The organism is Chitinimonas viridis (assembly GCF_030409555.1).
In the GTDB taxonomy this organism is placed as follows: Bacteria; Pseudomonadota; Gammaproteobacteria; order Burkholderiales; family Chitinimonadaceae; genus Chitinimonas; species Chitinimonas viridis.
Genome location: NZ_JAUFPU010000018.1, coordinates 1010454 through 1026131, shown reverse-complemented (window position 1 = coordinate 1026131; position 15678 = coordinate 1010454). Strand labels below are relative to the sequence as shown.

The window sequence follows — 15678 nt, the reverse complement described above, 5'->3', positions numbered from 1 at the left end:
CGGCCCCCAGGCAAACAAGAAAAAGCGCCTCAACGAGGCGCTTGCTCAGACTCACTCGTAGACCTTCTTGCCATTGCGCACAAAGGGCATTTTCACCACGCGGGCCGGTTGCAGGGTGCCGCGCACATCCACCTGCACGGTGTCGCCTACCTTGACGGCCAGGGGCACGCGGGCCATGGCGATGGATACCTGCAAGGACGGCGAGAAGGTGCCGGAGGTGATCTCACCCTCTCCGGATTCGGCCACCACCTTCATATGGCCACGCAGCACGCCCTTGCCTTCGTAGACCAGGCCTACCTGCTTGAGCAGGGCGCCACCGGCGGCGCGTGCGGCTTTTTCCTTTTCCACCACGCTGCGGCCCACGAAATCACGGCTGGCGGGCTCCCAGGCGATGGTCCAGCCCATGCCGGCGGCCAGGGGCGAGGTGTTGTCGTCCATCTCGTTGCCATACAGGTTCATGCCGGCTTCCAGGCGCAGGGTATCGCGCGCGCCCAGGCCTGCGGGGGCCACACCAGCAGCGATCAGGGCGTTCCAGAAAGGAATCGCCTCGGCCGCCGGCATGGAGATTTCCAGGCCGTCTTCGCCGGTATAGCCGGTACGGGCAAAGAACCAGTCACCCATGGGCAAGCCCTGGAACACCTGCAGGCCGGCAATCAGCTCGGCAGCGGCCGGGCGGGCAGCCTGGGCCTTGGCAATGGCGTTGGGGCCTTGTACGGCAATCATGGCCAGGTCGCGGCGCGGGGTCAGTTCCACGTGGAACGATTCCGCGATCGGCGCCATCCAGGCCAGATCCTTGTCGGTGGTGCCCGCGTTCACCACTACGCGGTAGCCCCAGCTGGTCTTGTAGACAATCAGGTCGTCGATCACGCCACCGGCTTCGTTCAACATGCCCGAGTACAGCGCCTTGCCCTCAAAACCCAGCTTGGCCACATCGTTGCCGATCAGCTTCTGGAAGAACTCGGTAGCCCGCTCGCCACGCACGTCCACGGCCGTCATGTGCGACACATCGAACATGCCTGCATCGCCGCGCACCGCCTCGTGCTCCTTGATCTGGGAGCCGTAGTTGATCGGCATCTCCCAGCCGGCAAAGTCCACGATCTTGCCGTTGGCGGCCAGGTGCGCATCGAACAGGGGGGTACGTTGAGCCATGTTGTCTTCCTTATGAGAATCGTTTTTTAGGGGAGCGGCAGTGGGTAAGCTGCCACCGGTTGGGTACAAATCAAGCCGCTTTATAGACGAAACAGCCATCCAGCAGGTATTCACCGTTCGCCACCCGCCCTTCGGGTTCTACCCGGTCGAACGGCACTTCCTGGCCATTCACCACGATATAGGCCGGTATGGGCTTGCCCTGGTACTGGCCCAGCACGGCATCGGCGCGGGGGTAATCCACGCTCGGCACCGGGGCCGCCTGGGGGGCGGGCTGCTCGCGCGCCAGTTGGGCCTGGCCGTCCTCGCGGGCCTTCTGCTCGATGGCATTGGCCGGCAGGCTACGCAGGTAGAGCTTGAACAGAAAGTTAGGCAGCACCACCCGGCGCACGCGCTTCTCGTTGTCGATCACGCAGGCAATGGGGAACTGGGTATGGCAGCTAGGGCAATGGGCCGTGGCAGCCAGCGCCATATGGTCTTCCACCACGCGGGCAATGCCGTGCATATGGCGTGCGTGCAGCAACTGCTGGCACTTGATGCAAGGTTTGGAGAACTGCTTGACCAGGGTGCCGTTGCCAAAACGCACGGGCAGGAAATGATCGATACGATTATTGGGCTGCATGACAGATTTACTCCTCGGCCGGGGGGGCCGGTGCTACAGGTGTTTCGGCCACGGCGGGCTCGGCCAGTTCCTCGGGGACTTCCGCCGCCTCGGCCACTTCTTCTTCCTCTTCCACCACGGCAACCGGCTCACCGGCTTCCAGCAGGCGGCATTCCAGTGCTAGGTCGAGATAGTCGGTGCTGATCAACTGCAGCTTGACCGGGGTGCCGCGTGCCAGTTCGGGCAGGCCGGCAATCCGCAGGATCAAGGGCAGGCCATCAAAGCGGACCAGGTTTTCCTTGATCACGGTAGCGCCTATCTCGCGCACGCCCTCCTGCTCCAGCCACTTCAGGCACCAGTAGCGCTCCATCCGGCCCTGGAATTCGGCATAGGCGTTGTAGGTCTGGTCAAAATCGCGCAGGGCCGCAAACAGCATGGGGTCGCGCGGGGCATAGCGCGGTGGCGTGCCCTGCAGCATGGCCACCAATTGCTGCTGGTTGATGAAATCGGCCGCGCGGCGCAGCGGCGAGCTGGCCCAGCTGTACTGCGCCACCCCCAGGCCCACATGAGGCGAGGGCTGGGTGGTCATACGCACCCGGCCCATGGCCTGGGCACGGTAGATGGCGGGGATGCGCGCATCGGCCAGCTGCTTGCCCCAGGTGGAGTTGCACAGAATCATCAGCTCGGCCACCAGTTTGTCCATGGGGCTTCCGCGCTTGCGCGGATAGATGCGTACACGCTTGCCGCCCGCCTCGTCGCGGTCGATGGCAAAGCTGTAGTCCGGCCGTTCCACCCGGTTGGGGTCGTGCTTGCCACGGCCTATCTCCAGCGCAATGGCAAAGCGCCAGAGGAACATCAGCTCGGCCTTCCACGGGTAATCGGGGCCGCCGTCGGGCTGGGCCACCGTCTCCTCGTTGAACACCGGGTCCAGATCGTGGTGGCGCAGGTTGGCCGCGATATGCACGCGGTCCAGCCGGCTTTCGCTGGCGATCACCTGCAGATCGGGGTTCACCGTCACATACAGGCTCACCGCCGGGCAGTCGCGGCCTTCCGACAACGTGAACGACTCCACCACCGCATCGGGCAGCATGGTGATCTTGTCGCCGGGGAAATAAACGGTAGACAGCCGCGCCAGCACCACCTGCTCCATGGTGGCATCGGCCGCCATGCCGAGGGTAGGCGCCGCGATATGGATGCCCACGCGGGTATTGCCATCCGGCAGCACCGTCACCGACAACGCATCGTCAATCTCGGTGGTGGCGGCATCGTCGATGGAGAAGGCACGCACCCCGGCATCGGGCAGATCAGTCGGGGCCGCCGGCAGTTCCATGGCCGGAAAGCCCGTCCCCTTGGGGAAGTACTCGCTGAGGAAGCCATCCAGCAGCCAGGTCTCCACATCGGGTATGGCGCCACAGCCGGCCAGCAGGCGCAGCGGCGACTTCTGCGCCGCATCGGCGGCGGCGGCCACGGCCTTCCATTCGATGGTGTTCTTGTCCGGCCGGTGCAGCAGGGTGCGGATATGCGATTTCAGCGCCTCGGGCAAGGCACCGGCCTGCAGCTCGCGCTGCCACTCGGCCATCAGCGCCGCCTCGCGGGCCTTCTTCTCCATGCCGGACTTGGCCGCCCGCAGGTTGTCCTCGGGCGCCGCCTTATAGCGGCCCCGGCCCTTGCGGTAGAAATACATGGGCGCACCATGCAGGCGCACCACCAGGGCCGCTTGCTCCAGTGCCGTGGGGTTGGGGCTGTAGTACTCGCGGGCCAGCTCCAGAAAGCCGAACTCCTCGGTACCCGCCACCTCCCACAAAAAGTCGAGATCCAGCTGCTCGGCCATGGCCTGCGCCTGCGGCATGAAATCGGCCAGGGCGATCTTGTCGAAGCGCAACCGCACATCCACAGCCTTGATCTTGCTGCGCTTACCGCGCGCGTCCTCGATCTGCAGATTGGCGTCGGACTCGCTCATGATGGCAGCAACCTTGAAGTCGCCGCTTTCTTCGTAAAAGACGTTCATGCGTGGCCGCCCGGCAGGGCGAACTCTGGGGAGGGAAAGGGGGCGGATTATACCGGAGCCAGCCGCCACTGGCGGCCCGGGCTTGCCCTATTCGTCAAGGCTTTGCGACAGGCGGTGGGGTGGTGGTGGGTGTTTGACGGCAGCGCGGGGTGGGAGGGTGTGCTGGCGGCAGAGTGTTTGGGCCAGTGCGGCTACGGACAGCTATGTAGTTCGCCGGTTGGCGGTTGTGATCTGTGGCTTTGCAAGGTACCGAACCAATGGCTGATTCTCGGCCAAAGCGGACGGTCAGATATGTAGGCAAGAGGGGCCGCTACCGACCCTAAGCAGCCTTTGGCACCGTAGGGAAGTAGATGCCTACGTAGAAGTAAACGGCCGGCGCGGCTAAACATTTGCAGCAACTATGGCCTTATCTGTGCACAGTCCATTTACTGAGGTCGCAAAAGCTTGCCGTCCCATTCGATGAGGGTGTACCTAATGCCTTGTGTAGCTTGACGGAATACCTCCTCCGTCTCGTCGAAAGAGGCAGCGACGATGCTCTGCAGACTTGTCTCGCTGGCCAACTGCTTGAGAAGCGCATGCTGACTATCAGCCGCCATTGAATGCTGTCCCGGCTCGTCGAACATCAACAGTCCCGGATGATTGCCCGGCGACAAGTGTGTGGCTGAGGTCTGATACAGCGCGAGTAGGTAGCTCCAGATGAGGCGAACGAAATCGCTAGCACTTGAATCGGACTTGATGTCGGTACGAATTTCTCGCAGCTCCATCTGAGCGAGACATGGAACCAGCGTGTCCTTCCCGATTTCGACCTCACGGATCGGAGCACTTTCGTAACCGAATGACCCTGCGTTCGCCCTGAAATTTAGCTGGAAGCGATTGAGGCGCTCGATGTCTGCCGCACTGTGGGCCTCCTTCGGCATACCTCGTCTCGCAGCCTGGTTGGCGCTCATACTTACCGCAATCTGTCCAAGCCGTGCGAATAGCTCCGTAGCCTTTGTCTGGAGCTTCCCAAGTGCCTCCACCTCGACTTCAATCTGAACCTGCCGGCGCACAATTGCCTTTGACTCAGATGCCCCGGACGTCACGTCGCCGCGCATCGCGGTGAGCAGGTCGCGCTTATTGGCGATACGGGTGGCAAGCTCGGTGACTCGGACTTCAGACGCTTGCAGGCCAGCCTTCAAGCCAGCAATCTGACGCATGAGCATGCGGCGCTGACTCTCCAGATAGGCAATATTCGTTGCCAAGTCCATTTGGGGGCCAGTCACAGCCCCAGCCAAGAGCGTGTCTTCAATCGGCTGATTGCACGTAGGGCACTTGCTTACTGCGGTGGCCACATCGTGCTTTGCACCGAGGTCACGAAGTTTTGCTGCCGTCTTGTTCCGCTCCAGGTCTTCATTGGCTTCTGCGAGTAGCTTCTCGTAGTCTTGCAGGGATACCCGCTGCTCGGCGTTTAGGGCCATTGCACGTTCATGCAACACACTAAGCTCTTGCAGCTCGTCCATCGCAACCGTGACGCTATGCATTGCCTCAGCACCCGATGCCTTGTGATACTGCTCGGCCTGCCGTTGTAACTCCGCGTACTCGGCCCGCAGCTGACTGATGTGCTCGGCCAAGGGTACAGACGAGCTCCCTGCCAGCTTTCTGATGCTTGCCTCGTTCTCTTTGAAGAGCGCCGACGGTGTGAATGACGCGCCGTCGATTACAGCGCCAAGTGGATTAGCCTCTCGTCGCAGCTCTTCGAATACCTTGCGCCAGTCAGCGTCAATCTCAACAGATTCGGCGTTGAGCCGATTGCGGGCGACGTTCGTCTCAAATACATCCAGACCAAGCAGGAACTCAACCACTTTGGTCCGCGCATCCCTGATGCCGTAGAACGGAATGTTGGCGATGTAGTCCGTCCATCCTCGCTTCTGCTCGACCGCTATAGCGGCAAAGACCGCCTGCAAGTATAGCTTCGTCTCACCACCGTTCGTGGTAGGCACACTTGGCAGGCTCAGACCAAGGAAGGTCTCAAGAAATCGATGAAAGCCCTCTGGGCGCTTGGCACCACCACCATCGTGCACATAAGTAGGCCGGGCTTCACCAAGGGCCTGGCCTTCGGTCAGATGCGCCCCCGAAAACACCTCGACAAGCTTCGAATCCCTCACCGCGTCCCGAATAGCACGACGAAGCGTAACCACTTCTCCTGAGCGACTCTCGATTTCAAGCAGCACTTCAGAAGCCGTGACCAAGATTCGACGCCCTTCGTACTCGATGTGCTCCTTGAGTGCGTACGGGAGGACCTTTTCATTTTTGCCCCCAACAAGCTCTTCCATGCCAAGGCCATAAAGCAAGCTATTAAATAGCGTGCTCTTGCCGCTCGAGTTCTTTGCCCTAACGATGGTCAAGGTTCGCGCGAAGTTAAAACTAAACCCATATTCCCCTTCGTTGGTGGTAGCCCTAAGTCTTACGCTGCGAATGATCACTTTACCTCCCAGCCACTAGCGGTTGCATCGATCATTCCCTCTGTCAGCCCTTTTCCGACGGCAGACAAAAACGAACGCTCGCGCCCGAACAAGTCGGCGTCTTTTAGAATTTCTTTGGCGAAGAACTCCCCATCCGTCGAAATTTCGTAGCCAGTGGAGTTTTCAGCTACCAAGCCCTCCGCAATGGCAAGTCGAATAGCAATTGCCAGCGCTGGGTCGAAGCCCCATGCGGGAACTTGCAAGACCTTCTCGTCAACGGCCAAGACCAGCTGTTGCTGCCGTTTGGTCGACTTCATCGCCCAGTTGAACAGCTGCAAGCGAGGCAGGCTCGACTTCCCTCCGCGCGAAGCCAGAGACAGGATTAGTAGCACTTGCCCAATCTTGTACATAGGCCTGTGCTCAGCCAGTACCGGTGACGGCCGCCGCTCGAAGCGAAGTTGGTTCCGCTCCTCGAGCTCAGCCATAGTCCAACTCGCAAACTGCCAACCACCGAGCGGTCATGTACCGGGCTACCTTCAATGCGTTGGCTTTGTCAAACTCGGGCCCGAGTTCGTCGGAAACAAGCGTCACCAGACCGTCACGGACCCGGGTAGTCAGCTCTTCTGCGGTCCCGGACCAGGTGGCTGACGTCTCGATGACGTATTGCTCGTACTCGTTAATAAGGCGAACGAGCCGTACATGCGTCATTGGTGAAGCCGATGCGATGCGGCGAAAATATCCGTCAGCCTCAAGGAACTGCTCAATCGTGCGCTGGCTAAGCTGTTGTACACGAGCCTCAAAATCCGTCATCTGAGCCTTGTCGGCGAGTCGGTAGCCTGACTTTCGATGAACATTTTGCTCGTACTGCTCCTGCTGACCAGTCAGGGCAGCAAGGGCTGGTACAGCATCGTCGAAGACCAAGGCCTCCCCGGAAGCAGCGCGGACTTCATTTATTTCGACCAGATAGTGGTCGCCGTCGTGGAGTAACACGGTGAAATCGTCGGTCAGGATGGGCAGCTTCCAACCACGCACCTCCGCTTCCTTGGACTTCGCATGTGCCAGAAGCGCGTTTCGGTCAACTTCGGGAGTGACGAACACCCAGCGACAAATCTTTGTGCTGCCCAGCCGCGCCTGAAGCTCGGTTAGATAATCCTTTAGCTTCCGGAGGTCTGCAGTAATCTTGTCGCGCTGCTTCTCGTACAGCTCGGTGCGGTCATAGTGCTTCTCGGGACAGTAGCATTGGAATGCCCAGCCTGTTTCAGTGGTGTAGCCCTCGATGCCGTAGTCGCCCGGGGAGGCCGGCATCTGCTGATAACACTCGGCCTGGTACTTCCTCTTGAAGACCTGCTGACATAGGGCTTCCCAGGTGGAGCCGTTGAACGGCCCGAACTTGGTGGAGAACATCAGTAGCTTCGGCTCGGGTTAAGTTGCTGATGCAGCTCGCCCACCCTCGGTGCGAGTTTCAAGCAAGAGCGCGGCACGGCGCTAAATTCAACGGCTGCTTTACCCATAGACGACCCTCCCAAATGGCGCCTTTTGACCAAACATGGTTGGCCTTTAATTTATTTGTGCTCCATTGTTTGATTGATTTTGCGCGTTGTAAAGACTTTGCATAGATAGGACGTCACACGAACGTGCGAAAAACTGCATCCATCAACAATTCAAACCAGCGGACGCCTAATGGCGCCCCGCTGATTTCGCACGTTAACTTCCGCTTTCCTTGGCTGAAAATGTCTGGTTGGGGCTAGTAGCAGTCATCAGAACACTAGGACCTGAACGTCAGCATTGGCCGAACACCAGTCACACGGGCTTGCCAATTGGCGATCTGCACTTGGTCAACAGTGGCACATACCCACCTACCTTAGCCTCATTAGTTACCACCTCAACCAAGCAACCTGCCCCCCAACATCTCAAGCCCCCTAAACGGCAAACCTCGCCACCGCCCCACCCAAGGATTGCGACAAGGCATGCAGCCCCCGTGAAGTCGCATCCAGCGATTCCACGCCCAGCTTGGTCTCCTCGGCCATGGCGGCCAGCGATTCGACATGGCGGGCCAGTTCTACGCTGGTGGCTTGTTGTTCGCCCAGGCGGTCTGATAGATCGTCCACCCGTGCCAGGGTGCCATTGGCGGCCTGTTCGACCTGGTTCACCGAGTCGGCGGCGGCCGACATGGTCTGTACCACGCCGCCTATCTGGCCCAGGGCGGCCTGTACGCTTTGTTCGGCCTGCTCTACCCCGGTGCGCATCTGCGCCAGGGTGTGGGTGATTTCGCGGGTGGATTGGGCCGTGCGCTCGGCCAGCTTGCGTACCTCGTCGGCCACCACGGCAAAGCCCCGGCCTGCTTCGCCAGCGCGGGCGGCTTCGATGGCGGCGTTGAGGGCCAGCAGATTGGTCTGTTCGGCGACGTCCTTGATCACGCCCACCACGGCGCCTACCTGTTGCGAGGCGCCGTCCAGTGATTCCATGCGCTCGTTGGCCTCGATCAGCCGGCTGGCCAGGGCATCGACCTGGGCGGTGGCGGCTGAGATGGCCTCGTGGTTCTGGGCCGACAGGCTGCCGGCGCGCTGGCTCTCTTGCCGGGCTTCGCGGGCGTTGGCGGCGATCTCGTGGATGCCGACGGCGAAGTTCTCGACGGCGGCGGCCATTTCTGAGGCCAGCTCCTGCTGCAGCTGGCTTTGCCCCAGGGTAGTGCCGGCCACCTGGGCCAGTTGCCCGGCATCGCCGCCCAGCCGGCCGGCCTGGCTTTGTATGCCGCCTATCAGCTCGCGCAGGTTCTGCTGCATCAGGCGCAGCCGGCCCAGCAGGCTGTGTTCGTGGGCCTGGGCGATGGGGGAGGCCAGGTTGCCGTTGGCCACCTGGTGTACGGCCTGGGCCGCGATGGCGGGCTCGCCCCCCAGCATCTGCACCAGCTTGCGATAGGTGTAGGCCAGGCCCAGCGCCAAGCCGGCCAGGTTGATGGCGATGGCCAGCCAGACCGCCCAGAGATCGAAGGTCTTCTTGGCCTGTGCAGCCTGCACGGCGCCTTCGGTGCGTTGCTCCATCAGCTGGTAGAAGGCATCGACCGGCTTCATGATGCGGGCTTTTTCGGCGTGGTAGGCGCTGTCGTGCATCAGCCGGCGGGCCAGTTCCAGGTCGGGCTCGGCGGTTTTGCTAAAGCCACCCTGGCCGTCGTCGAAGCGGCCTTTGACGGCGTTCATGGCAATGGTCTCGGTTTTGACCAGGCCGTCTGAATTGGCCTTGGCTTCGTTCAGCTTGGCGAACTCGGCCTCGCTGAAACCGGCGGCCTTCATCATGTCCAGCAGGGCCGTGGGCCGGCCATCGGGCCGGGGCTTGGCTTCGCCTGCTGCCACAAAATCCCAATAGATGCGGTGATAGGCCTCGGGCAGCGGTTTGTCGCCATTGCGGATGGCAATCACATCCCAGTATTGCCGCTCGTAGGCGGGGTCGCCGGTTACCACATAGGTGCGCGCCAGCCGGGTCAGGTCGTCGGAGCTTTGCCGCAGGGTATCGGCCAGCAAATAGGATTGGTAGCGGTTGGCCTGGGCCTGGCTCAGCTCGTCGACGGCGGCCGACAGGCGGCTGAGGGTGAACAGTATCAGCAGTACCAGCAGCAACGATGCGGCGGTGAGCCAGATAAACAAGGAACGCAGGCGCAGCTGGTACATGGGGGGCCTCGGTTGAGTCGACAGGTCGAGTACCCGGTTTAGCTGAGCTGGCTGGGGCTATGAATCATTCATTTGGGGTAAATCGCCCCATTTTTTTGCGCGCGGGTTCATGACGCGGAACCACAGGGGCGGTATCAGAGCCAGCGGAATCATGCCGGCATAGCCCGATGGCAGTTGCGGGGCGTCGGGGAAGGGGCGCAGGGCCTGGTAGGGGCGGCTGGGGTGGGCGTGGTGGTCGGCATGGCGTTGCAGCTGGTAGACGAACAGATTGGAAAACAGGTGGTTGCTGTTCCAGGAGTGCCGGGGGGCAACGGGCTCGTAGCGGCCATCGGGCAGGGCGCGCCGTTGCAGGCCGTAGTGCTCCAGGTAGTTCACCACTTCCAGCAGGCTGAAGGCCATGATGGCCTGCCCCAGCCAGAACAGCAGGGCCCACGGCCCCAATGCCAGGGTAATGGCGAGGCCCAGAACCAGAGGGATGCCGCAGTGCCGCCACATGGCATTGCGCCAGTGCCAGCGGCTGTGGCCCAACCGCGCCATGCGTTCGAACTCCAGCCGCCAGGCGGCCTGCCAGGTGGCGGGCACGCAGCGCAGATAAAAACGGTAGAACGATTCGCCATAGCGGGCGGTGGCCGGGTCGCCCGGCGTGGCCACCCAGGCGTGGTGGCCGCGATTGTGTTCGAGCGTGAAGTGGCCATAGCACACCGGCTGCAGCAGCAGTTGCGCCAGCAGGCGCTCCAATCGGGTGCGGCGGTGGCCCAGCTCGTGCGCCACCACGATGGCGATGCCGCCCACCACGCCCATGCTGAGGGTGGCACCCAGCCGGGTCTGCGCGGTCCAGTCTGGCTGGGCGGCACACCATAGCCCCAGCAGCAGGGCTGCCCAGTAGGCCGGTACATAAAGGTAGATGACCAGGTCGAACCAGTAGTGCCGCTGCGGCTCGCCCTGCTGCACGGGTGGGCTGGGGTCGTCGCCCAGCAGCCAATCCATGCAGGGGGCCAGCACAAACGATACCGCCAGCAGTTGCCAGGCGCGCCAGCCGCCGTCCAGAAAACCTGCCATGGCCTGCAGCGGTGTAATCAGGGCCACCATGAAGCCGACCTGCTTGAACAGGTTCCAGGCTGCGCCCGGTGCGGGGTGGAGTAGCGACGACATGGGCGGGGTTTCCTGGCCTGTTGACCATGCCAATTTACGCCGGGCCATCGCGCATCACAAGACACTGATCGCACGGGTTTTTCCGGGGCGGCGGGCAGGCTTGCTAGAATGGGCGCCATACCTATCTCCGGCCCTCCTATGTCGTCCTCGCTGCTCAACGGCCTTAATCCCGAACAACTCGCTGCTGTCACCCTGCCGGCCGTGCCCGCCTTGATCCTGGCCGGCGCCGGATCGGGCAAGACCCGCGTACTGACCACCCGCATTGCCTGGCTGCTCAGCACCGGCCAGGTCAGCCCCCAGGGCATATTGGCCGTGACCTTTACCAACAAGGCCGCCAAGGAGATGCTGACCCGTATCTCGGCCCAGCTGCCCATCAATGCGCGCTCGCTGTGGGTGGGCACCTTCCATGGCCTGTGCAACCGGCTGCTGCGGCTGCACTGGCGCGATGCCGGCTTGCCGCAGGCTTTCCAGATACTCGACAGTGCCGATCAACTGGCGGCCATCAAGCGGCTGTTGAAGGCGCTGAACATCGACGACGAGAAATACCCGCCGCGCGATCTGATGCACTTTATCAATGCCAACAAGGAAGAAGGCCGCCGTGCCCACGAGGTGGAATCGTGGGACGACTACACTCGCCAGCTCAAGCAGCTGTACGAGGAATACGAGCGCCAGTGCCGCCGCGAAGGGGTGGTGGATTTTGCCGAGCTGCTGCTGCGCAGCTACGAGCTGCTGCGCGACAACGCGCCCTTGCGCCAGCATTACAACGCCCGCTTCCGCTATATCCTGGTCGATGAGTTCCAGGACACCAACCGGCTGCAATACCGCTGGCTCAAGCTGCTGGCCGGCAAGACCGATCCGCTCAACCGGGCGCTGGGCAAGGTCGATACCGCTACGGGCGAGACCATCCCCGAGGCGGCGGTGTTTGCGGTGGGCGACGACGACCAGAGCATCTATGCCTTCCGTGGCGCCAATGTGGGCAATATGCGCGATTTCGAGTCGGATTTCGCGGTCCAGACCGTGATACGGCTGGAGCAGAACTATCGCTCCCACGGCAATATCCTGGATGCCGCCAACGCCCTGATTACCCATAACCGGGGCCGGCTGGGCAAGAACCTGTGGACCGAGGAATGCGCCGGCGACCCCATCCGGGTGTTTGAGGCTGCCAGCGATTTCGAGGAAGCCCAGTTTGTGGTCGATGAGGTGCGCCAGCTCAACCGCGAGGGCCAGGCGCTCAGCGATATGGCCGTGCTGTACCGCTCCAACGCGCAATCACGGGTGCTGGAACATGCCTTGTTCCAGGCCGGCCTGCCCTACCGGGTGTATGGCGGCCTGCGCTTTTTCGAGCGGCAGGAAATCAAGCACGCGCTGGCTTATTTGCGGCTTATCGCCAATGTAGAGGATGACAACGCCCTGCTGAGAGTGATCAACTTCCCGGCACGGGGCATAGGCAACCGCACGCTGGAGCTGCTGGGCGAAACCGCACGCGGCACCGGCACCAGCATCTGGCAGGCCGCCTGCTCGGGTGGGGCAGGCCGTAGCGCCGCCGCCGTGGGCCGGTTTGTGCAGCTGATCGAGGGCATGCGTGCCCAGGCCGATGGCCTGAGCCTGCCCGAGCTGGTGCAGCTGGCCATCGAGCAATCGGGGTTGCTGGAGTTCTACCGCAACGACAAGGAAGGTCAGGACAGGTTGGAAAACCTGGAACAGCTGGTCTCTGCCGCCGCCCGTTTCGTGCAGGACAACGAAGACAGCGTGGTGGACTTTCTGGCCCAAGCCAGCCTGGAGGCGGGCGAGCACGAAGCCGCGCCCGGCCAGGATGCGCTGCAGCTGATGACGGTGCACGCCGCCAAGGGGCTGGAATTCCACGCGGTGTTCCTGACTGGCGTCGAAGAAGGCCTGTTCCCCCACGACAACAGCATCAACGATCCGCAATCGATAGAAGAAGAACGCCGGTTGGCCTATGTGGCTATTACCCGCGCCCGCCGCCGGCTGTATATCAGCCTGGCGCAAAGCCGCATGCTGCATGGCCAGACGCGCTTTTCCATCGCCTCGCGCTTTTTGAGCGAGATACCGGAAGACCTGCTGAAATGGCTGAATCGGGGCTATGCGCCAGCCGCCATGCCGGCCCGCAAGCCGGAGAAGGCGGCGCCCGAGCACGGTATGCGGGTGGGTGCCAGCGTGGCCCATCCCAAGTTCGGCACCGGCGTGGTGATCGACTACGATGGAACAGGCAAGGGTGCCAATGTGCAGGTGAATTTCGGTGCCGCCGGCGTGAAGTGGCTGGCGCTGGATTATGCAAAGCTCACCTTGGTGAGCTAACAATATAATCTGGGCCGCCTTGCTGCGGCTCCAGATAGGCAAGCTGCACCGGGAGGTAGACTTTCATGGCCGAGCTAGCTGGTAATTCCGCCCTGTTTGCGGCGCGCGCCGCGCGCGCCGGGGGCGACGACAGCCCGGAAGAAGTGGCAGCCCGCACCATGCGGCGGGGCCAGATCGAGGTCGATTACGGCGCCAAGCGCTTCATGGTGATCGACGCCGTGCAGGAAATGCGCGCCGCCATGAACAACACCCTGTCCACCTTCGGGGTGACCAAGGTCGAATACGCCCATCGCGCCACCGAGGCCATAGGCATGATCAAGCGGGGCGACTACGACGTCATCCTCTGCGATTTCGACCTGGGCCACGGCTACGACGGCCTGCACCTGCTGGAGGAGCTGAAGCTACGCAACCTGATCAAGCCCTCGGCAGTGTTCATGATCGTCACCGGCGAGCGCCGATCGCGCATGGTGATCTCGGCGGCCGAGCTGGCGCCGGACGACTACCTGCTCAAGCCGTTTACCGGCGAAGAGCTCAAGCAGCGGCTGGACCGCATCTACAACAAGAAGGTGGAATTCGAGGCGCTCGATGCCGCCATGATGAACCAGGACTATTTCAAGGCCCTGGCCGAGTGCAACGAGCGCATCGGCCGCAAGGACCCTTTCCTGGTTGATTTCCTGAAGATGAAGGGGCGCATCGCCCTGACCATAGGCGACTACCCGCTGGCACGCGATACCTACCAGCTGGTGCTGAACGCCCGCGAGATACCCTGGGCCAAGATGGGGCTGGCCAAGGCGCTGTTCCACCTGAAGGAATTCGCCCCCGCCCGCGAGATTTTCGAGGCCCTGCTGGCCGAGAACAACCGCATCATGGAAGCCTACGACTGGCTGGCCAAGATCCACCAGGCCGAGCACGAACACCAGGAAGCCCAGGGCGTGCTGGAAAAGGCATTGGAGCTATCGGCGGCCAATGTCTCGCGGCAGAAGAAGCTGGGCGAGGTGGCCATGCGCAATGGCGATTTCGAGACTGCCACCAAGTCCTTCCAGCAGACCATCAATATCGCCAAGTATTCGTTCTGGCGCGATGCCGGCGATTACGCCAGCCTGGCCAAGGCCCACCTGGGTAACGGCAATGTGATGGAGGCTGCCAAGGTGGCGGCCGATGTGCGGCGCGAATTCCGCTACGACCAGAAGGCCGAACTGCTGGCCACGGTGATGGAGACCCAGGTGGCCATCAAGCAGGGCAACGACAGCCGCGCCCAGCAAATATTGAACAAGGCCAGGCAGCAGTACCAGGCCGTGGCCAGCGAGCTGCCCAACCACTTTGCGCTGGAACTGGCCGAAGCCTGCTACCAGCTGGGCGAGGACGCCGCCGCCGGCGAGATTGTGCAGAAACTGGTGCGCAACCACCACGAGGACGCCGCCGTGCTGGAACGGGTATCGGCCATGTACGAGGCCGTGGGCCGCGCCGACCTGGGCCAGGAGATGATAGAAAACACCGCTCGCGCCATCGTGGCGGTCAACAACGAGGCCGTGCGCATGGCCCAGGCCGGCGATCTGGAAGGCGCCGTGCAGAAGTTCATCCACGCCGTGGACGAAATGCCCGCCAACGTACAGGTGATGCTCAACGCAGTGAACGCCATGCTGGCCTATGTATCGCGGCTGGGCTGGCACCAGGAATACATGGAACTGGCCCAGACCTACCTGGACCGCGTCAAGGCCCTGGAACCCGCCAGCGTGAAATACCTCAAGCTCAAGGATGCCTACGCCACCGCAAGGCGGCGGTTCAGGGTTTGAGCATGGCTGGGATCGCCCCGCTTGCGCCTGCTCTGAGCTTGAACCGTTGCGGCGCTGAAGGCCATTCGAGGTAATGGCAAGCGCCAGTGTCCCCCTGGCGCCATCGCCTCCCGTTATCACGCATCCCAAAACTGAGTTCATCGCGTTACAAATCCCATGGACTGAGTCCATCCGCTCACCTAGCATGCAGGCGCTCAGGCTGCCCCAGGATCGCTACGCGCCATGTCCCCCTATCTGCTGATGTCGCTGCATGTCGTGACCCTGCTTGGCCTTTTGATGGCCAGCGGGATGTTCGTGCTGCCCCTGCATGACGAACTGGATGACGACGCAGACCGCTGGCGCGTGTTGAAGCTGGGCCGGATGGGAGTATGGACCGCCGGTCTGGCTTGGTTGGGTAGCGTGGTGGGCGCCTGGGCCAGTTGGCCGGGCCTGAACGAGCTGGGGCGCTGGCTGCTGATGGCTGGCCTGCCGCTGGAACTACTCTGGTTGGGGCTGTGCAGCCATGTGATATGGCGCGAAATACAAACGATAAAGGCCACAAAATAATATGGGCCAT

Annotated in this window: 11 protein-coding genes; 3 read left to right on the top strand and 8 right to left on the bottom strand. The window is 62.2% G+C overall.

What is annotated here, in order from left to right:
• Positions 1 to 51: 51 nt before the first annotated feature.
• From gcvT to QWZ03_RS17625, 8 genes are all read right to left on the bottom strand, one after another.
• On the bottom strand, positions 52 to 1149 hold the full coding sequence (gene gcvT / locus QWZ03_RS17660; protein ID WP_290333930.1) for a glycine cleavage system aminomethyltransferase GcvT: 1098 nt from the start codon (positions 1147 to 1149) through the stop codon (positions 52 to 54).
• A 70-nt stretch (positions 1150 to 1219) separates the two neighbouring features.
• Positions 1220 to 1768 (bottom strand): hypothetical protein, encoded by a 549-nt coding sequence (locus QWZ03_RS17655; RefSeq protein WP_284195627.1) that lies wholly within the window; start codon positions 1766 to 1768, stop codon positions 1220 to 1222.
• A gap of 7 nt (positions 1769 to 1775) precedes the next feature.
• Positions 1776 to 3755, bottom strand: a complete 1980-nt coding sequence (locus QWZ03_RS17650; RefSeq protein ID WP_290333929.1) for a ribonuclease catalytic domain-containing protein — start codon at positions 3753 to 3755, stop codon at positions 1776 to 1778.
• Between the two features lie 425 nt (positions 3756 to 4180).
• Entirely contained in the window at positions 4181 to 6217 is a 2037-nt protein-coding gene (locus QWZ03_RS17645) for a hypothetical protein (RefSeq protein ID WP_290333928.1), read from the bottom strand.
• The gene (locus QWZ03_RS17640) at positions 6214 to 6534 is read right to left on the bottom strand and encodes a hypothetical protein (protein WP_290333927.1); all 321 of its coding nucleotides are present in this window, start codon (positions 6532 to 6534) and stop codon (positions 6214 to 6216) included. The genes QWZ03_RS17645 and QWZ03_RS17640 overlap by 4 nt, the downstream gene beginning before the upstream one ends.
• A 139-nt stretch (positions 6535 to 6673) precedes the next feature.
• Positions 6674 to 7600: a hypothetical protein gene (locus QWZ03_RS17635; RefSeq protein WP_290333926.1), complete on the bottom strand. Its 927-nt coding sequence runs from the start codon at positions 7598 to 7600 to the stop codon at positions 6674 to 6676.
• Positions 7601 to 8115: 515 nt separating this feature from the next.
• Positions 8116 to 9861: a methyl-accepting chemotaxis protein gene (locus QWZ03_RS17630; protein WP_290333925.1), complete on the bottom strand. Its 1746-nt coding sequence runs from the start codon at positions 9859 to 9861 to the stop codon at positions 8116 to 8118.
• A 57-nt stretch (positions 9862 to 9918) separates the two neighbouring features.
• On the bottom strand, positions 9919 to 11013 hold the full coding sequence (locus QWZ03_RS17625) for an alkane 1-monooxygenase (RefSeq protein WP_290333923.1): 1095 nt from the start codon (positions 11011 to 11013) through the stop codon (positions 9919 to 9921).
• Between the two features lie 138 nt (positions 11014 to 11151).
• On the opposite strand from QWZ03_RS17625, the gene QWZ03_RS17620 reads away from it, so the two are divergent.
• The 3 genes from QWZ03_RS17620 (at position 11152) to QWZ03_RS17610 (ending at position 15668) form a co-directional block, all read left to right on the top strand.
• Positions 11152 to 13329: a UvrD-helicase domain-containing protein gene (locus QWZ03_RS17620; RefSeq protein ID WP_505538579.1), complete on the top strand. Its 2178-nt coding sequence runs from the start codon at positions 11152 to 11154 to the stop codon at positions 13327 to 13329.
• A 65-nt stretch (positions 13330 to 13394) separates the two neighbouring features.
• Positions 13395 to 15122, top strand: a complete 1728-nt coding sequence (locus QWZ03_RS17615) for a tetratricopeptide repeat-containing response regulator (RefSeq protein WP_290333921.1) — start codon at positions 13395 to 13397, stop codon at positions 15120 to 15122.
• A 222-nt stretch (positions 15123 to 15344) separates the two neighbouring features.
• Positions 15345 to 15668, top strand: a complete 324-nt coding sequence (locus QWZ03_RS17610) for a hypothetical protein (RefSeq protein ID WP_290333920.1) — start codon at positions 15345 to 15347, stop codon at positions 15666 to 15668.
• The last annotated feature ends 10 nt before the right edge of the window (positions 15669 to 15678 follow it).